Below are 20,829 nucleotides of genomic sequence, written 5' to 3' on the forward strand. Positions count from 1 at the left end.
GGTGATCTACCGATGGCGAACGAAGCCAAGCTCCGCGAGTACCTCAAGCGCGTCACCGCTGACCTGCACGAGACCAGCGAGCGCCTGAGGGCCGCCGACGAGCAGAACCACGAGCCCATCGCGATCGTGGGGATGGCCTGTCGCTACCCGGGCGGGGTGCACAGCCCCGAGGCGCTGTGGCGGCTGGTCGAGGCCGGCGGGGACGCGGTGACGCCGTTCCCCGCCGACCGGGGCTGGGACGTGGAGAACCTCTACGACCCCGACCCGGAGGCGCACGGCAAGTCGTACACCCGCGAGGGCGGTTTCCTGCTCGACGCGGGTGAGTTCGACGCCGGCTTCTTCGGCATCTCGCCCCGCGAGGCCCTGGCGATGGACCCGCAGCAGCGGCTGCTGCTGGAGGTCGCCTGGGAGGCCGTCGAGCGGGCCGGCATCGCCGCCGAGTCCCTGAAGGGCAGCCGGACCGGCGTCTTCACCGGCGTCATGTACCACGACTACGTCTCCCGCCTCAACGGCGTGCCCGACGAGGTCGAGGCGTTCGTCGGCACCGGCAACCACGGCAGCGTCGTGTCCGGCCGGATCGCCTACACCTTCGGCTTCGAGGGCCCGGCCGTCACCGTCGACACCGCCTGCTCGTCGTCCCTGGTCGCCCTGCACCTCGCCGCGCAGGCGCTGCGCTCCGGCGAGTGCACCCTCGCCCTGGCCGGCGGCGTCACCGTGATGTCCAGCCCGGACACGTTCGTCGGCTTCAGCCGGCAGCGGGGCCTGTCCCCGGACGGCCGGTGCAAGTCCTTCTCCGCCACCGCCGACGGCACCGGATGGAGCGAGGGCGCCGGCCTGCTCCTGCTCGAACGGCTCTCCGAGGCCCGGCGCAACGGCCACCCCGTGCTCGCCGTGGTCCGCGGCACCGCCGTCAACCAGGACGGGGCCAGCAACGGCCTCACCGCCCCGCACGGCCCCTCCCAGCAGCGGGTGATCCGCCAGGCCCTCGCGAACGCCCGGCTCACCCCCGCCGACGTGGACGCCGTCGAGGCGCACGGCACCGGCACCCGGCTCGGCGACCCGATCGAGGCGCAGGCGGTCATCGCCACGTACGGCCGCGAGCGGCCCGCCGACCGGCCCCTGTGGCTCGGCTCGATCAAGTCCAACCTCGGGCACACCCAGGCCGCCGCCGGGGTCGCCGGCGTGATCAAGATGGTCATGGCGATGCGGCAGGGCGTCCTGCCCCGCAGCCTGCACCTCGACGAGCCGTCCCCGCACGTCGACTGGACGGCCGGCGCGGTCAGCCTGCTCCGCGAGGCCCAACCCTGGCCGACCGCCGCCCGCCCGGCGCGGGCCGGCGTCTCCTCCTTCGGGGTGAGCGGCACCAACGCCCACGTCATCGTCGAGGCCGCCCCCGTGGCGGAGTCACCAGCCGCCCCCGTGGCGGAGCCCTCGGCCGGTTCCGAGGCCGAGCCGCCGGCCGGCGACGTCACCGGCCCCGACCCGCTGCCCTGGGTCCTGTCCGCCCGCAGCGCCGCCGCGCTGACCGCCCAGGCGCGGCGGCTGCGGTCCTGGCTCGCCGAGCACCCCGACGTCCCGCCGGCCACGCTGGGCCGGGCCCTCGCCACCGGCCGGTCCGCCCTCGAACACCGGGCCGTGCTGCTCGGCGCCGACTCCGACGACCTCCTCGCCGAGCTGTCCGCGCTGGCCGACACCGTCCCCGCCGCCACCGTGCGGCGCGGCGTCGCCAGCCCCACCCGCCTCGCCGTGCTCTGCACCGGCCAGGGTGCCCAGCGCGTCGGCATGGGCCGCCGGCTGTACGCCGCGTTCCCCGCCTTCGCCGTTGCCTTCGACGCCGCGCGCACCGAACTGGACCGGCACCTCGACCGGCCCCTCGACGCCGTCCTCGACGGCCCCGCCGAGCTGCTCGACCGCACCGGGTACGCGCAGGCGGCCCTGTTCGCCGTCGAGGTGGCCGCCTACCGGCTCGTCGAGTCCTGGGGCGTCGTCCCGGACTTCCTCACCGGCCACTCCGTCGGCGAGGTCACCGCCGCGCACCTGGCCGGCGTGCTGTCCCTGCCCGACGCCGCCCGGCTGGTCGCCGCCCGGGGCGCCCTCATGCAGGCGTTGCCCTCCGGCGGGGCCATGGTGTCCGTACGGGCCGGCGAGGCGGAGCTGCGCGCCCACCTGGCCGCCGCGCCCGACGCGGCCGGGGCGGAACTGGCCGCCGTGAACGGCCCCGACTCCGTCGTCGTCTCCGGCGCCGAGGACGCGGTGCTCGCCGTCGCCGGGCACTTCGCCGCCCTGGGCCGGTCCACCCGGCGGCTGCGGGTCAGCCACGCGTTCCACTCCGCCCGGATGGACCCGATGCGCGACGCGTTCGCCGCCGTGCTCGGGCAGCTCACCTTCGCCGCGCCCCGGATCCCGGTGGTCTCCACCGTCACCGGCACGGTGCTCACCCCGGAGGAGATCTGCTCCCCGGCGTACTGGCTGCGCAACGTCCGCGACACCGTCCGGTTCGACGCCGCCGTGGCCACCCTGCGCGAACACGGCGTCGGCGCGTTCGTGGAGGTCGGCCCCGGCGGCGTACTGTCCGCTCTGGCCCAGGAGATCACCGGCGACGACCAGGCCGCGTACGCGCCGGTGCTGCGCGCAGACCAGGACGAGGCCGCCACCGCCCTCGCCGCCGCCGCGACCCTGTGGACCCGTGGCGTGCCGGTGCGCTGGACCGCCCTGTTCGCCGGCCCGGCCGCGCCGGTGGACCTGCCCACGTACGCGTTCCAGCGCGACCGCTACTGGCTGCTGCCGCTGCCGCAACCCGCCGACGTGACCGCCGCCGGGCTGACCCCCACCGGTCACCCGCTGCTCGGCGCGGTGTTCCGCTCGGCAGACGGCGACGAGGTCACCCTCACCGGCCGGCTGTCCGTCGAGACGAACCCCTGGTTGGCCGAGCACGCGGTGCGCGGCACCGTGCTGTTCCCCGGCACCGGCCTCGTCGAGCTGGCGCTGCGCGCCGGCGCTGAGGTCGGCGCCGACGTGCTCACCGAGCTGACCCTCCAGGCCCCGCTCACGCTCCCCGACACCGGCGGCGTCGACGTGCAGGTCGCCGTCGAACGCGCCGGCGACTCCGGCGACGCGTGGCAGGTCACCGTGCACGGCCGCCGGTCCGGCACCGACGACCTGTGGGTCCGGCACGCCACCGGCCTGCTCGCCCCGGCCGACGGCACGCCGGCCGCCGACGAACTGCCCGCCCCGGCCGACGGCACGGGGGCCGCCGACGGCCTGCGCACCCCGGTCGACGGCGCGCGGACCGGCCAGGGACTGGCCGACTGGCCGCCGGCCGGCGCGACGCCCCTGGACGTGGCCGAGCCGGCCGCGCGGGCCGCCGAGGCCGGCTTCGCCTACGGCCCGGCGTTCCAGGGGCTGCGCGCCGCCTGGCGGGTCGGCGCCGACGTGTACGCCGAGGTGGCGCTCCCCGAGCCGGCCGCCGGCGAGGCCGACGCGTACGGCCTGCACCCCGCCCTGCTCGACGCCGCCGTGCAGGCCGTCGGGCTGGGAATCGTCGAGGCCGGCGAGGCCCGGCTGCCGTTCACCTTCACCGACGTCACGGTGTACGCCCACGGCGCGGACACCCTGCGGGTCCGGCTCACCCCGACCGCCCCGGACACCGTCACCATGCTGGTCGCGGACGCCGCCGGCGTACCCGTCGCGCGGGTCGGCTCGCTGGCCCTGCGGCCCCTGCCGGCCGGCGACCTGACCCCCGCCGGGTCGCCGTGGCGCAACTCCCTGTTCCGCCTCGACTGGCCCCGGCACCCGCAGACCGGCGGTACCGCCGACGGCCCCGCCTGGGCGGTGCTCGGCGACCGCCCCGCGCCGCTGCCGGCCGGCGCCGCCGCCACCCGCCACCCCGACCTGGGCGCGCTCCTCGACGCCGGGGTGCCGGACGTCGTCCTGCTCCCGGTGACCGGCCCCGCCGACGCCGACGCGGCCGGGACGCACGAGCTGCTCGCCGACACCCTCGCCGTCCTTCAGGGCTGGCTGGCCGGGGACCGGCACACCGACGGCTCCCGGCTGGTGGTCCTGACCAGCGGGGCCGTCGCCGTGGACCACGACGGGGACATCGCCGACCCGGCCGCCGCCGCCGTGTGGGGCCTGGTGCGCTCCGCGCAGGCCGAACACCCCGGCCGGTTCCTGCTCGTCGACGTCGACGACGACGAACGGTCCGCGTCCGCCCTCGCCGGCCTGCTCCGCGGCGACGAGCCGCAGGTGGCGGTGCGTGCCGGGGAGGTCCGGGTGCCCCGCCTCGTGGCCGCCGACCCGGAACCGGCGGTTCCCGCGCCGGCACTCGACCCGGCCGGCACCGTCCTCGTCACCGGCGGCACCGGCGCGCTGGGCGCGCTGCTCGCCCGCCACCTGGTCACCCGGTACGGGGTCCGGCACCTGCTGCTCACCGGCCGGCGCGGCGCCGACGCCGCCGGCGTCGCGGAGCTGCTCGCCGACCTGGCCGACCTGGGCGCGACGGCCCGGGTCGAGGCGTGCGACGCGGCCGACCGCGCCGCCCTCGCCGCGCTTTTGGACGGGATCGACCCCGCCCACCCGCTGACCGGGATCGTGCACACCGCCGGGGTGCTGGCCGACCGCACCCTCACCTCGCTCACCCCCGACACCCTGGCGCAGGTGCTGCGGCCGAAGGTGGACGCCGTCCGGCACCTGCACGAGCTGACCGCCGGCCGGGACCTCGCCCTGTTCGTCACGTACTCCTCGGCCGCCGGGGTGACCGGCAGCCCCGGGCAGGCCAACTACGCCGCCGCCAACGCCTTCCTCGACGCCCTCGCCCACCGCCGGCGGGCCGCCGGCCTGCCCGCACTCTCCCTGGCCTGGGGGCCGTGGGCCGAGTCGGGTGGCGGCATGACCGCCGCCCTCGGCCGCGCCGAGACCGACCGGCTCGCCCGCTCCGGCGCCCGCCCCATCGCCCCGGCCGACGGCCTCGCCCTCTTCGACGCCGCCCTGCGCACCGGCCTGCCGGTCGCGGTCCCCGTGGCGTTGAACGGCCCGGCGCTGCGCACGCAGGCCGAGGCCGGCACCCTGCCCGTGGTGCTCCGTGGCCTGGTCCGTCCGCCCCGGCGGCGGGCCGCCCGGTCCGGTTCCGCCGAGCCGGTCACCCTGGCCGGGCGGCTGGCCGGGCTGGACCGCGCCGAGCGCGCCGCCGCCCTGCTGCGGCTCGTCCTGGACCAGGTCGCGGCGGTCCTCGGGTACGCCGACGCCGCCGCCGTCGAGGCCGGCCGCCCGTTCACCGAACTGGGGTTCGACTCGCTCACCGCCGTCGAGCTGCGCAACCGGCTCGGCGCGGAGACCGGACTGCGGCTCCCCGCGACCCTCGTGTTCGACCACCCCACCCCGCTCCGGCTCGCCGACCACCTGGACGCCGAGACCGGGGGCGGCGCCGACCCGCTGCCGGTGCTGCCCGGCACCGCCGCCACACCCGACGACCCGATCGCGATCATCGGCCTGAGCTGCCGGTTCCCCGGCGGCGTGCGCTCACCGGAACAGCTGTGGGACCTCCTCACCGCCGGCGGGGACGGCATCACCGACTTCCCGACCGACCGTGGCTGGGACCTCGGCGAGCTCTACGACCCGTCCGGCGCTCGCCGTGGCAGCAGCTACGCCCGGGAGGGCGGCTTCCTGGTCGACGCCGGTGACTTCGACGCCGGCCTGTTCAAGATCTCCCCGCACGAGGCGCTCGCCATGGACCCGCAGCAGCGACTGCTGCTGGAGACGTCCTGGGAGGCGATCGAGGACGCCAGGATCGACCCGCTCGCCCTGCGCGGTCGCCCGGTCGGGGTGTTCGCCGGCATGATGTACCACCACCACGCCTCCAGCCTGGTCGACGTCCCCGAGGCCCTCGACGGTTACCTCGGCGTCGGTACGGCCAGCAGCGTGCTGTCGGGTCGGGTGGCGTACTCGTTCGGTTTCGAGGGGCCGGCGGTGACGGTGGACACGGCGTGTTCGTCGTCGCTGGTGGCGTTGCACCTGGCGGTGCAGGCGCTGCGGTCCGGCGAGTGCGACCTGGCCCTGGCCGGCGGCGTGACCGTCATGGCCACCCCCGACACCTTCGTCGACTTCTCCCGCCAGCGCGGCATGGCCCCCGACGGGCGGTGTAAGTCCTTCGCTGAGGCGGCCGACGGGACGGGCTGGTCCGAGGGCGTCGGTGTGCTGCTCGTGCAGCGGTTGTCGGATGCGCGGCGGGATGGTCGTCGGGTTCTGGCGGTGGTGCGGGGTTCGGCGGTGAATCAGGACGGTGCGTCGAACGGTCTCACTGCGCCGAATGGTCCGTCGCAGCAGCGGGTGATCCGGCAGGCCCTTGCCAGTGCGGGGTTGTCGCCGGTGGATGTGGATGTGGTGGAGGCGCACGGTACGGGTACGACGTTGGGTGATCCGATCGAGGCGCAGGCTCTGCTGGCGACGTACGGGCAGGGTCGGGACGAGCCGTTGTTGTTGGGGTCGGTGAAGTCGAACATCGGTCACACGCAGGCGGCGGCGGGTGTTGCGGGCATCATCAAGATGGTCCTCGCCATGCGCGCGGGTGTCGTGCCGGCGTCGCTGCACGTGGACGAGCCGTCGTCGCACGTGGACTGGTCGGCGGGCGCGGTGACCCTGGTGACGGAACCATGCGGGTGGCCGGGCGCGGACCGGCCGCGCCGGGCGGCCGTGTCGTCGTTCGGCATCTCCGGCACGAACGCGCACGTCGTCCTGGAGCAGGGCGACGACGAGCCGGTCCCCGCGACCGCCGGGGACGCGCCCGTCGGTGTGCCGGTGCCGTGGGTGGTGTCGGGTCGCTCCGAGCGGGCCCTGCTGGGTCAGGCGGCGCGACTGGCGTCGTTCGCGCGCGGCCGGTCCGACCTGGCGGCGGCCGACGTGGCGTGGTCGTCGGTGTCGTCGCGGGCGGCGTTGGAGCACCGTGCGGTGGTGTGGGGTTCGGGTGTGGACGAGCTGGTGGCGGGCCTGGACACGGTGGCGGCCGGCGACGCGGCGTCGGGTGTGGTGTCGTCGGGTCGTCGGGCGGTGTTGTTCACCGGTCAGGGTTCGCAGCGGGTCGGGATGGGTCGGGAGTTGTACGACCGGTTCCCGGTGTTCGCGGAGTCCTTCGACCGGGTGTGCGAGCTGATCGACACCGAGTCCGACGGCGAGCTCCCGCCGCTGCGGGAGGTGGTGTTGGCGCCCTCCGCCGAGGCGGGTCTGTTGGACCGGACGGTGTTCGCGCAGGCAGGGCTGTTCGCCGTCGAGGTGGCGTTGTGGGACCTGCTGCGGTCGTGGGGCGTGCGGGCCGACTTCCTCGCGGGGCATTCGGTCGGTGAGGTGACGGCGGCGTACGCGGCGGGGATGTTGTCGCTGGAGGACGCGTGCGTTCTCGTGGCGGCGCGGGGCCGGCTGATGCAGGCCCTGCCGGCCGGCGGGGGAATGCTGGCGGTGGCCGCGCCCGAGGCCGAGGTGCTGGCCGCCCTGGAGGGGCTGGCCGACCGCGTCGGGATCGCCGCAGTCAACGGGCCCACGGCCGTCGTCGTCTCCGGAGCGGTCGAGGCGCTGGACGAGGTGGAACGAACCTGGCGCGAGCGGGGCGTGCGCACCCGCTGGCTGGCGGTGAGCCACGCGTTCCACAGCCCGTTGATGGAGCCGATGCTCGACGAGTTCGCCGCTGTGGTGGCGGGGTTGTCGTGGCGGGCTCCGGCTGTGCCGGTGGTGTCGAACGTGTCGGGGGCGGTGGCGGACCCCCTGGAAATCGCTGATCCGGCGTATTGGGTGCGGCATGTGCGGCAGCCGGTGCGGTTCGCCGACGGGGTGGGCGCCCTGCGGGCGGCCGGGGTGGACACGTTCCTGGAGGTGGGTCCGGACGCGGTTTTGACGGCGATGGTGGCCGATGTCGCCGCCGGTGACGGGGTGCGTCGGGTGGCGGCGTTGCGTCGGGACCGTCCGGAGGTGGAGTCGCTGCTGGCGGCGGTGGGGCAGTTGCACGCGGCCGGAGTGCCGGTGGACTGGGCCGCGTACCTCGCACAGGCGGGGGCGCGGCCGAGGGCCATCGACCTGCCCACCTACGCCTTCGACCACCAGCGCTACTGGCTCAACGCAGCCACCCGATCCCACCGCCCCGCCGGCACCCGGCGTACCGCCGAGGACGACGCCTTCTGGCGCGCCATCGACGCGGAGGACGTGGCAGCCCTCGCCGAGAGCCTGGCCGTCGACGCGGACACCCCGCTCGCCGAGGTGCTCCCGGCGCTGTCCACCTGGCGGCGGCGTCGGGAGACCGAGGCGACCCTCGACTCCTGGCGGTACCGGGTGGCCTGGCAGCCGGTCGTGGACGACCCCACCCGGCCCGAGGCCACGGACTTCCTGCTGGTCGTACCCGCCGACGCCGACCCGTCCGTGGGCGGCTGGGTGGCCGCGCTCGACCCCGCCCGGACCCGCACCGTTCAGGTCGAGGCCGGCTGCGACCGCAAGCGCCTCGCCCGGGACCTGACCGACGCACTGCCGGACCGGGACCGCGCCGGCACCGCCGTCCTGTCCCTCCTCGCGCTCGACGACCGGCCGTACGGGGAGACCGGGACCGTGCCCGCCGGCCTCGCCGGCACGGTCGTGCTCGCGCAGGCCCTCGGCGACGCCGGGGTGGCCGCCCGGCTCTGGATCGCCACCCGGGGCGCGGTCTCCGTCGGCTCCCGCGACCGGCACGTCGACCCCACCCAGGCGATGACGTGGGGCTTCGGCGGCGTGCTGCGCGCCGAGCACCCGCACCGCTGGGGCGGACTCGTGGACCTGCCCGAACGCCCCGACCGGGGTGCCGTCCGGACCCTCCGTACGCTGCTCGCCGGCCCCGGCGCGGAGGATCAGGTCGCCCTGCGCCCCGGCGGCTGCCACGCCCGCCGGCTCGTCCGGGCCACCTACGGCGACGGCGGCCCCCGCGACCCGTGGACGCCGCGCGGCACCGTGCTGATCACCGGAGGCACCGGTGCCCTCGGTGGCCACGTCGCCCGCGCCCTGGCCGCCGCCGGCGCCGAACACCTCCTGCTCGTCAGCCGCCGGGGCCCGCAGGCACCGGACGCCGGGGCACTCATCGACGAGCTGACCGCGCTCGGCAGCCGGGTCACCGTGGCGTCCTGCGACGTGGCCGACCGCGCCGCCCTCGCCGACCTGCTGCGATCGGTCCCCGACGACCTTCCCCTGACCGCCGTCGTGCACACCGCCGCCGGGCTCGACGACAACGTGATCGACGCGGTGACCGTCGACCAGATGGCCGCCGCGCTCCGGGCCAAGGTGACCGCCGCCACCAACCTCGACGAGCTGACCCGCGGCACGGACCTGTCGGCCTTCGTGCTCTTCTCCTCCCTCGCCGGCATCATGGGCGGGGCCGGCCAGGCCACCTACGCGCCGGGCAACGCCTTCCTCGACGCGCTGGCCCAGCGGCGCCGCGCCGAGGGACTCCCGGCGACCTCGCTCGCCTGGGGCCTCTGGGCCGACGGCGGGGTGAGCGCCGGTGAGTTCGAACAGCGCCTGGCCCGGGACGGATTCGGGGCCATGGCACCCCGGACCGCCGTCGAGGCCCTGCCCGCGGCGCTCGGGCGCGACGAGACGTACCTCGTGGTGGCCGACATCGACTGGGCCCGGGTGGCCGCCGCAGGCACCCGGCCCGACCCGCTCACCCGGGACCTGGTGGCCGAGGCCGCGCCGGCCGCGCTCGCCGCCGCCGGCCCGGCGCCGACGTCCGCGCTGCTCGCCCGGCTCGCGGCGATGTCCGGCACGGAGCAGGCGCACACACTGCGTGACCTGGTACGCGGCGAGGTCGCCGCCGTGCTCGGCCACGACTCCGCGGACCGGGTGGCACCCGACCGGGCGTTCCAGGACCTCGGCTTCACCTCCCTGGCCGCCGTGGAACTGCGCAACCGGCTGGACGCGGCCACCGGCCTCACGCTGTCCAGCACCCTGGCGTTCGACTACCCGAACCCGACCGCCCTCGCCGGTCACATCCACGCCGAACTGCTCGGCGGGCGGGCCCTGCCCGCACCGACCGTGGTCGGCGGCCCGGTCGTCGCCGACGACCCGATCGTCATCGTCGGCATGGGCTGTCGCTTCCCGGCCGGCGCCGGATCCCCGGCCGAGCTGTGGGACCTGCTGGTCGGCGGCGTCGACGCGATGTCGGAGTTCCCGACCAACCGGCACTGGGACCTGGCGTCCCTGCGTGACTCCGTTGAGTCGTCGTACGTCAGCCGGGGGGCGTTCCTGCACGGGGCGGGAGCGTTCGACGCGGAGTTCTTCGGCATCTCGCCGCGCGAGGCCCTCGCCATGGACCCGCAGCAGCGGCTGCTGCTGGAAACGTCGTGGGAGGCGTTCGAGGACGCCCGGATCGACCCGCTGGCCCTGCGTGGGGCCCGGGTCGGGGTGTTCGCCGGCACCAACGGCCAGGACTACGGGACCGTGGTGCGCCAGGCCGGTGAGGAGCTGACCGGGTACGGGGCCACGGGCGCTTCCGCCAGCGTGCTGTCGGGTCGGGTGTCGTACTCGTTCGGTTTCGAGGGGCCGGCGGTGACGGTGGACACGGCGTGCTCGTCGTCGCTGGTCGCGTTGCACCTCGCGGCCCAGGCGCTGCGGTCCGGCGAGTGCGACCTCGCGCTGGCCGGCGGCGTCACCGTCATGGCTACCCCGGGCGCGTTCATCGAGTTCTCCCGGCAGGGCGGGCTGTCGGCCGACGGGCGGTGCAAGGCGTTCGCCGAGGACGCGGACGGCACCGCGTGGGGCGAGGGCGTTGGCGTCCTCGTCGTGCAGCGGTTGTCGGATGCGCGGCGGGAGGGTCGGCGGGTTCTGGCGGTGGTGCGGGGTTCGGCGGTGAATCAGGACGGTGCGTCGAACGGGTTGACGGCGCCGAATGGTCCGTCGCAGCAGCGGGTGATCCGGCAGGCTCTCGCCAGTGCGGGGTTGTCGCCGGTGGATGTGGATGTGGTGGAGGCGCACGGTACGGGTACGACGTTGGGTGATCCGATCGAGGCGCAGGCTCTGCTGGCGACGTACGGGCAGGGTCGGGATGTGCCGTTGTTGTTGGGGTCGGTGAAGTCGAACATCGGGCACACGCAGGCGGCGGCGGGTGTCGCCGGGATCATCAAGATGGTCCTCGCCATGCGGGAGGGGGTCGTTCCGGCGACCCTGCACGTCGATGAGCCGTCGTCGCACATCGACTGGTCGGCGGGGACCGTCGAGCTGGCGACCGAGTCGCGGGGGTGGCCGGAGGTGGGCCGGCCACGTCGGGCGGGGGTGTCGTCGTTCGGCATCTCGGGGACGAACGCGCACGTGATCCTGGAGCAGCCGGAATCGGAGCCGGAGCCGCAGCCGCAGTCCGGGGTGGAGCCTGTTCCAGGGGTGGAGTCTGTGCCGGTGCCGTGGGTGGTGTCGGGTCGTTCGGGGAGGGCGTTGGTGGGTCAGGCGGCGCGGTTGGCGTCGTTCGTGCGGGGCCGCGCTGATCTGGCGGCGGTGGATGTGGCGTGGTCGTTGGTGTCGTCGCGGGCGGCGTTGGAGCACCGTGCGGTGGTGTGGGGTTCGGGTGTGGACGAGCTGGTGGCGGGCCTGGAGGCGGTGGCGGCCGGGGATGCGGCGTCGGGTGTGGTGTCGTCGGGTCGTCGGGCGGTGTTGTTCACGGGTCAGGGTTCGCAGCGGGTGGGGATGGGTCGGGAGTTGTATGACCGGTTCCCGGTGTTCGCGGAGTCCTTCGACCGGGTGTGCGGGCTGATCGATGCCGAGTTCGACGGCGGTCTCCCGTTGCGGGGGGTGGTTTTCGAGGCTTCCGTCGAGGCGGGTGTGTTGGATCGGACGGTGTTCGCGCAGGCGGGGTTGTTCGCGGTGGAGGTGGCGTTGTGGGACCTGCTGCGGTCGTGGGGGGTGCGGGCTGATTTCTTTGCGGGGCATTCGGTGGGTGAGGTGACGGCGGCGTATGCGGCGGGGATGTTGTCGCTGGAGGACGCGTGTGTCCTGGTGGCGGCGCGGGGCCGGTTGATGCAGGCCCTGCCGGCCGGTGGGGGCATGTTGGCGGTGGCCGCGCCCGAGGCTGAGGTGCTGGCCGTCCTGGAGGGACTGGCCGACCGGGTGGGGATCGCTGCGGTCAACGGGCCCACGGCCGTCGTCGTCTCGGGAGCGGTCGAGGCGCTGGATGAGGTGGAACGAACCTGGCGCGAGCGGGGCGTGCGCACCCGCCGGCTGGCGGTGAGCCACGCGTTCCACAGCCCGTTGATGGAGCCGATGCTCGACGAGTTCGCCGCTGTGGTGGCGGGGTTGTCGTGGCGGGCCCCGACCGTGCCGGTGGTGTCGAACGTGACCGGTGCTGTGGCGGACCCCCTGGAGCTGGTTGATCCGGTGTACTGGGTGCGGCATGTGCGGCAGCCGGTGCGGTTCGCCGACGGGGTAGCGGCGCTGCGGGCGGCCGGGGTGGACGTGTTCCTGGAGGTGGGGCCGGATGCGGTTTTGACGGCGATGGTCGCTGATGTCGCCGCCGGTGACGGGGTGCGTCGGGTGGCGGCGTTGCGTCGGGACCGTCCGGAGGTGGAGTCGCTGTTGGCGGCGGTGGGGCAGTTGCACGCGGCCGGAGTGCCGGTGGACTGGGCCGCGTACCTCGCACAGACGGGTGCCCGGCCGGGGATCGTCGACCTGCCCAGCTACGCCTTCGACCGCGCCTGGTACTGGGCCGAGCCGTCGGCGTCGACCGACCTCGCCACCCGCGACGACGCGCTCGACGGGCGGTTCTGGGCGGCGGTGGAATCGGGCGACCCGGCTCTGCTCGGCGACGAGCTGGGCGCGGGCGCGGACGAGCCGTTCGGCGCGGTGCTGCCGAAGCTCGCCCGGTGGCGTCGGGACGCCCAGCGCCGGTCGACGGTCGACTCGTGGCGGTACCACGTCGTGTGGCGGTCGCACGCGGTCGACGGCCGTACCACCGTGACGGGCACGTGGCTGGTGCCGATGCTGCCCGGCCAGGAGGACCACCCGGCCGTCGCCGCGCTGGCGGCCCGGGGCGCCCGGGTCGTACCCGTGGTGATCGACGGTGTGGACCGGGGCCGGATCGCGCGGCAGCTCGCCGGCGCGGTGCGGACCGGCGAACCCGTCGCCGGTCTGCTCTGCGTGATGTCCCTCGCCGGTGCCGGGGTGGCCGAGGCGCTGACCGTGGCCCAGGCGCTGACCGATGCCGGCGTCGAGGGTCGCCTGTGGTGGCTGACCAGCGGTGCGGTCTCGGTGGACGGCTCCGACGCCACGGCCCTCGACGCCACGGCCGGTGCCATCTGGGGGCTGGGTCGGGTGGTGGCGTTGGAGGAGCCGGCCCGTTGGGGTGGCCTGGTGGACGTGCCGGGTGTGGCGGACGGGCGGGTGTGGGACCGGTTGTGTGGGGTGTTGGCGGGTGGTGGTGAGGACCAGGTGGCGGTGCGGCCGTCGGGTGTGTTCGTGCGGCGGCTGGTGCGCGCCGGTGCCGGTGGCGGTGCCGGGGTGCGGTTGTCGGGGACGGTCCTGGTGACGGGCGGCACCGGTGCGCTGGGGCTGCGGGTGGCGCGGTGGGCGGTCGGTACCGGTGCGGAGCACGTGGTGCTGGTGTCCCGGCGGGGCGACGGCGCGCCGGGGGTCGCCGGTGTGGTGGAGGAACTGCGGGGGCTGGGCGCGCGGGTGTCGGTGGTGGGGTGTGACGTGGCCGACCGGGGGGCGGTGGCCGGGCTGCTGGCGGGCCTGGCGGAGGGTGGTGACCCGGTACGGGCGGTGGTGCACGCGGCGGGGGTGGCGCAGATGACCCCGTTGGGCGAGGTCGGTGCGGAGGAGCTGGGGGAGGTGCTGCGGGCCAAGGTGGACGGTGCGGTGGTGCTGGACGAGTTGCTGTCCGGTGCGGAGTTGGACGCGTTCGTGGTCTTCTCGTCGATCGCGGGGGTGTGGGGTTCGGCGGGTCAGGTGGCGTACGCCGCGGGGAACGCGTTCGTGGACGGCGTGGTGGCGTCCCGGCGGGCGCGGGGGCTGGTGGGTACGTCGGTGGCGTGGGGTCCGTGGGGCGAGGCCGGCATGGCGGTGGGCGAGGCTGGGGAGCAGCTGAGCCGGCGCGGTCTGCCGGCGATGGCGCCGGAGCTGGCGGTGGCGGGGTTGGAGCGGGCGTTGGAGGTGGGCGACGTGTCGGTGGTGGTGGCGGATGTGCGGTGGGACAGGTTCGCGTCGTCGTTCACCGCGCTGCGGCCGAGCCCGCTGCTCGCCGAGATCCCCGAGGCCCAGGCGGCGCTCGCGGCGGCCACCCCGACCGTTGCCGGCCCGACCGACCAGGCGTCCGCGCTGCGCGAGCGGCTCGTGGCCCTGCCGGCCACCGACGCCGAGGCGTTCCTGCTCGATCTCGTACGCTCCCAGGTCGCCTCGGTGCTCGGTCACGCCGGCGTGGAGTCCGTCCCGGCGGACCGGGCGTTCCAGCGCCTCGGGTTCGACTCGCTCACCGCGGTCGAGCTGCGCAACCGGCTGATCGCCGAGACCGGCCTGGCGCTGCCCAGCACCCTCGTCTTCGACCACCCGACGCCGGCGGCCCTGGTCGCTTTGCTCCGCGACACCCTGATCGGGGCGTCGGCCGACTCACCGGCCGAGATCCGCCCCGCCGCGTTGGACGACGACCCCATCGTCATCGTCGGCATGGGTTGCCGACTTCCCGGTGGCGTCGGCACGCCCGACGAGCTGTGGCAACTGCTCGCCGACGGCCGCGACGGCATCTCCGAGTTCCCGCTCGACCGGGGCTGGGACAACGTCCTGGGCAGCGGCATGTCCGACACGTCGTTCGCCCGCAGGGGTGGCTTCGTCTACGACGCGGGCGAGTTCGACGCCGAGTTCTTCGGCATCTCGCCGCGTGAGGCCCTCGCCATGGACCCGCAGCAGCGGCTGCTGCTGGAGACGTCCTGGGAGGCGATCGAGTCGGCGGGCATCGACCCGACCAGCCTCAAGGGTGGCGCAGTCGGCGTCTTCGCCGGAGCCAGCTTCCAGGGGTACGCGAGCGGCTCCGTCGGCCGCGCCCAGGAGGTCGGCGGTCACCTGCTCACCGGCAACGCGACCAGCGTGCTGTCGGGTCGGGTGTCGTACTCGTTCGGGTTCGAGGGCCCGGCGGTGACGGTGGACACGGCGTGCTCGTCGTCGCTGGTCGCGTTGCACCTCGCGGCCCAGGCGCTGCGGTCCGGCGAGTGCGACCTCGCGCTGGCCGGCGGCGTCTGCGTGATGGCCTCCCCGGCCACCTTCGCCGAGTTCTCGATCCAGGGCGGCCTCTCGGCCGACGGACGGTGCAGGTCCTTCGCCGAGGCGGCCGACGGGACGGGCTGGTCCGAGGGCGTCGGCGTCATCCTCGTGCAGCGGTTGTCGGATGCGCGGCGGGATGGTCGTCGGGTTCTTGCGGTGGTGCGGGGTTCGGCGGTGAATCAGGACGGTGCGTCGAACGGGTTGACGGCGCCGAATGGTCCGTCGCAGCAGCGGGTGATCCGGCAGGCCCTTGCCAGTGCGGGGTTGTCCCCGGCTGACGTGGATGTGGTGGAGGCGCACGGCACGGGCACCACGCTGGGTGATCCGATCGAGGCGCAGGCTCTGCTGGCGACGTACGGGCAGGGTCGAGATGTTCCGTTGTTGTTGGGGTCGGTGAAGTCGAACATCGGTCACACCCAGGCCGCCGCAGGTGTCGCGGGAATCATCAAGATGATCATGGCGATGCGGCACGGCGTGGTGCCGGCGTCGCTGCATGTCGACGTGCCGTCGTCGCACGTGGACTGGTCGTCGGGCGCGGTGGAGCTGGTGACGGAGTCGCGGGGGTGGCCGGGGGTGGGCCGGCCGCGTCGGGCAGGGGTGTCGTCGTTCGGCATCTCGGGGACGAACGCGCACGTCATCCTGGAACAGCCGGCTCCGGCTCCGGCTCCGTCTCCGGACCCGGACCCGGAGTCGGAGTCGGAGCCGGGGGTGGGGTCTGTCCCGGGGTTGCCGGTGCCATGGGTGGTGTCGGGTCGTTCGGAGCGGGCGTTGGTGGGTCAGGCGGCGCGGTTGGCGTCGTTCGTGCGGGGTCGCTCTGATCTGGTGGCGGTGGATGTGGCGTGGTCGTTGGTATCGTCGCGGGCGGCGTTGGAGCACCGTGCGGTGGTGTGGGGCTCCGGCGTGGACGAGCTGGTGGCGGGGCTGGACGCGGTAACGGCCGGTGGATCGGCGTCGGGTGTGGTGTCGTCGGGTCGCCGGGCGGTGTTGTTCACCGGTCAGGGTTCGCAGCGGGTGGGAATGGGTCGGGAGCTGTACGACCGGTTCCCGGTGTTCGCGGCGGCGCTGGACGAGGTGTGCGGGCACCTGGACGGGATGTTGCCGCAGCCCCTGATGTCGGTGGTGTTCGCCGAGCCGGGGTCCGCCGAGGCGGGTCTGTTGGATCGGACGGTGTTCGCGCAGGCGGGGTTGTTCGCCGTCGAGGTGGCATTGTGGGAGTTGTTGCGGTCGTGGGGGGTGCGGGCCGACTTCTTCGCGGGGCACTCGTTGGGTGAGGTGACGGCTGCGTACGCGGCGGGGGTGCTGTCGCTGGAGGACGCGTGTGTGCTGGTGGCGGCGCGGGGCCGGCTGATGCAGGCCCTGCCGGCCGGCGGGGTGATGGCGGCGGTCGCGGCGTCCGAGGCCGACGTGCGTCTGATCATCGAGGTGACCGGCGCGGCGGTGGACGTGGCGGCGGTGAACGGTCCGGCGGCGGTGGTCCTCTCCGGTGCGGCTGACGAGGTCGAACTCGTGGTGGACACCTGCCGGGCCCGTGGCTGGCGGACCAAGCCCCTGTCCGTGTCCCACGCGTTCCACTCCGGGTTGATGGAGCCGATGCTCGACGGGTTCCGTGCGGTGGTCGCGGGGCTGGACTGGCGGGTGCCGTCAGTGGCGGTGGTGTCGAACGTGTCGGGTGCGGTGGCGGATCCGTTGGAGGTGGCGGACCCCGAGTACTGGGTGCGGCATGTGCGGCGACCGGTGCGGTTCGCCGACGGGGTGACGGCGCTGCGGGCGGCCGGGGTGGACACGTTCCTGGAGGTGGGTCCGGACGCGGTGCTGACGGCGATGGTGGCCGAGGTCGCCGATGGCGAGGTGTGTCGGGTGGCGACGTTGCGGCGGGATCGCCCGGAGGTGGAGTGTCTGCTGGCGGCGGTGGGTCAGCTGCACGTGGCCGGGGTGTCGGTGGACTGGTCGGCCTACCTGGCGCAGGCGGGCGTCCGGCCACGAGCGGTGGACCTGCCCACCTACGCCTTCGACCGCCGGCGCTACTGGCTGGAGGACCCGGCGCCGGCACCCGCTTCCGCCCCCGCGAGCGGGCCGGCGGACGAGCAGTTCTGGGCGGCGGTCGAGTCCGGTGACCTCGGCGTGCTGGGCGAGGAACTGGCGGCCGGCGTGGACGGGTCCTCGGCGGCGCTGCTGCCGAAGCTCGCCCGGTGGCGTCGGGACGCGCAGCGGCGGTCGACGGTCGACTCGTGGCGCTACCGCGTCGAGTGGCGCACGGCTGCCGTGCCGGCCACCGGCACGCTCACCGGAACCTGGCTGGTGCTGACCGCGCCGGGGCAGGAGGACCACCCGGCCCTCGCCGCCCTGGCGGCCCGGGGGGCACGGGTCGCCCCCGTCCTGGTCGAGGGCGCGGACCGGGACGCGGTGGCGGGTCGGCTGAGCGATGCGGCCGGGCCCGACGGCAGGGTCGCCGGCGTGCTGTCCCTGCTGTCGCTGGCCGCCCCGGCGGGCCCGGACGATCTTCCGGCCGCCGCCGCCCTGTCTACGGCGCTGACGGCGGTCCAGGCGCTGACCGACTCCGGGATCGAGGGTCGGCTGTGGTGGCTGACCAGTGGCGCGGTGTCGGTGAGCGGGTCGGACGTGCTCGACGACGTCGAGGGCGCGGCGCTGTGGGGTCTTGGCCGGGTCGCGGGGCTGGAGCTGCCGGGGTCGTGGGGCGGCCTGGTGGATGTGCCGGGTGCGGCGGACGGATGGGTGTGGGACCGGCTGTCCGGGGTCCTGGCGAGCGGCGTGGAGGACCAGGTGGCGGTGCGGTCGTCGGGGGTGTTCGGCCGGCGGCTGGTACGGGCGGCCGTGGGTTCGGCTTCGAGCGGCGGCGTGCGGTTGTCGGGGACGGTGCTGGTGACCGGCGGCACGGGCGCGTTGGGTCTGCGGGTGGCGCAGTGGGCGGTGGGTGTGGGGGCGGAGCACGTGGTGCTGCTGTCGCGCAGCGGCGAGGGCGGGCTGGGTTCGGAAGGCGCAGGCGTGGTGGCGGGGTTGCGGGGGTCGGGCGCGCGGGTGTCGGTGATGCCCTGCGACGTGGCCGACCGGGCGGCGGTGGCCGGGTTGCTGGCGGGTCTGACGGAGAGTGGCGATCGGGTGCGGGCGGTGGTGCACGCGGCGGGGGTGGCGCAGATGGCCCCGTTGGGCGAGGTGGGGTTGGCGGACCTGGGGGAGGTGCTGCGGGCGAAGGTCGGCGGTGCGGTGGTGCTGGACGAGTTGCTGTCCGGTGCGGAGTTGGACGCGTTCGTGGTCTTCTCGTCGATCGCGGGGGTGTGGGGTTCGGCGGGTCAGGTGGGGTACGCGGCGGGGAACGCGTTCGTGGAGGGGCTGATGGTGTCCCGGCGGGCGCGGGGGTTGGTGGGCACGTCGGTGGCGTGGGGTCCGTGGGGCGAGGCGGGAATGGCGGTGGGCGCGGTCGGGGACGAGCTGTCCCGGCGCGGCCTGGTGGCGATGGCGCCGGAGCTGGCGGTGGTGGGGTTGGAGCGGGCGTTGGAGGTGGGTGACGTGTCGGTGGTGGTGGCGGATGTGCGGTGGGACAGGTTCGCGTCGTCGTTCACCGCGCTGCGGCCGAGCCCGCTGCTCGCCGAGATCCCCGAGGCGCAGCCCGCCCCGCAGGAGACGCCGTCCGCCGACGCCGACGGCGCCCCCTCGGCCCTGCGGGGGCGGCTGGCCGCCGCCTCGGCGTCCGAGCGCGACCGCATCCTGCTCGACCTGGTACGCGGCACCGCCGCGACGGTGCTCGGGCACGCCACGCCCGCCGCGATCAGGCCGGCTCGCGGCTTCCTCGAGCTGGGCTTCGACTCCCTCACCGCGGTCGAGCTGCGCAACCGGCTGACCGCCGAGACCGGCCTCGGCCTGCCCGCGACCCTGATCTTCGACCACCCCACCCCCGGGGCCCTCGCCGCGCACCTGCGTGCCGGGCTGGCGCCGGAGCAGCCGGCGCTGCCGATCGCCGCCGAGGTCGAACGGCTCGACCAGCTCCTCGGCGAGGCGCCGGCCGAGCAGGTCGACGAGGCGGTCATCGGCCGCCTGGAGAACATGCTGGCCAGGTGGCGGGCCCGCCGGCCCGCCCCCGCCGCCGTCCCCGCACCGGCGGCGGAGACCTCGGAGCAACTCGACACGGCCAGCCGGGAGGAGCTGTTCGACATCATCCAGCGGGAGTTCGGCAAGTCCTGAGAGCAGGGCCACGGACCAGAACCGCCCCGGGACGGCGGCGCGAGCGGACCGGCACGCCAGGCCGGCCCGGCGTCGCCCCGTGTCAGCCCTAGGGGTCCGACCTGCCGTCTAGGGGTGTGCCTGGCCGGGTCGGGCTTCGTAGGGTCGGAGCCCGTCAGGCCGTCTCGTCCTGCCTTGCCGGCGGCCGATCGGCACGAGTGGTGGGTGCGCGCGGTACCCGGGATGGACGGAGGTCCGGGTGGCCGGATCGGGCCTGCCTCAGTTGCTCGCCATCAGTGACCTGCACGTGGTCTACAAGGAGAACCGGGCCGTCGTCGAAGGGCTGCGGCCGGAGACCGACGACGACTGGCTGATCGTCGCCGGTGACGTCGGCGAGTTCGTCAGCGACATCGAGTGGGCGCTGGCCCTGCTCAGCCGCCGCTTCACCAAGGTGATCTGGGCACCGGGAAACCACGAGCTGTGGACGCCCCGCGACGACCCGAACCAGCTCCGGGGCGAGGCCCGCTACCGGCACCTGGTGCAGCTGTGCCGGGGCCTCGGCGTCGTCACCCCGGAGGATCCCTACCCGATCTGGGACCCGCAGGGCGATCCGGTGCTCGTCGCTCCGCTCTTCCTGCTGTACGACTACACCTTCCGGCCGCCCGGGACGTACACCAAGGAGCAGGCCCTCGAACGGGCCCACGAGGTCGGCGTGGTCTGCACCGACGAGATCCTGCTGCACCCCGACCCGTACCCGACGCGCGACGCGTGGTGCCGGGCCCGGCTGACCCACACCGAGCGGCGGCTCACCGAGGAGCGGAACGGGCTGCCCACCATTCTGGTCAACCACTTTCCCCTCGTCCGGGAACCCACCCGGATTCTGCGGTATCCGGAGTTCGCGCAATGGTGCGGCACCGAGGCCACGGCCGACTGGCACGTGCGCTTCGACGCCCGCGTGGCGGTGTACGGACACCTGCACATCCCGCGGACCACCTGGTACGACGGGGTCCGCTTCGAGGAGGTCTCGGTCGGCTATCCACGGGAGTGGCGGCGTCGCGCCACGCCGCCCGGACGGCTCCGCCAGATTCTGCCGCAGACCGTCCAACACCGCGTCTGACCGGCCCCGTTCGTATCGATCGTCGCGCTGCGACGACCACCGCGACGGCCCGTCAGGACCGCCCGATCAGGGGTCCGTTAGGGGTTGGGGGCGAGGTCGGCGCTCAGTACCGTCCACTCACGGTGGCGGGCATGGGTCGGCAGGGTGGTCGGCGCGGTGTCGCGGCGGGCGCTTGAACAGGTACCGGAAACAGAAACTGAAATTGAAATAGGAATTGCGTCCATGCGCCGAATGGTCATGTCTCCACCGAAATGTGCGCGGAGTCGGGCCGCCGGTGGTGGTGTGGTCAGCGAATCGGC

At 75.0% G+C, this 20,829-nt stretch carries 2 protein-coding genes; both read left to right on the top strand.

Annotated features, from left to right (window positions below; genetic code table 11):
- Positions 1–12: 12 nt before the first annotated feature.
- Positions 13–19,434 (top strand): type I polyketide synthase, encoded by a 19,422-nt coding sequence (locus tag ACH4T9_RS27975; RefSeq protein WP_396674151.1) that lies wholly within the window; start codon positions 13–15, stop codon positions 19,432–19,434.
- Positions 19,435–19,672: 238 nt separating this feature from the next.
- Complete coding sequence (locus tag ACH4T9_RS27980; RefSeq protein ID WP_396674150.1) at positions 19,673–20,530, top strand: metallophosphoesterase family protein; 858 nt, start codon at positions 19,673–19,675, stop codon at positions 20,528–20,530.
- The last annotated feature ends 299 nt before the right edge of the window (positions 20,531–20,829 follow it).

Source organism: Micromonospora sp. NPDC020750, from assembly GCF_044334565.1.
In the GTDB taxonomy this organism is placed as follows: Bacteria; Actinomycetota; Actinomycetes; order Mycobacteriales; family Micromonosporaceae; genus Micromonospora.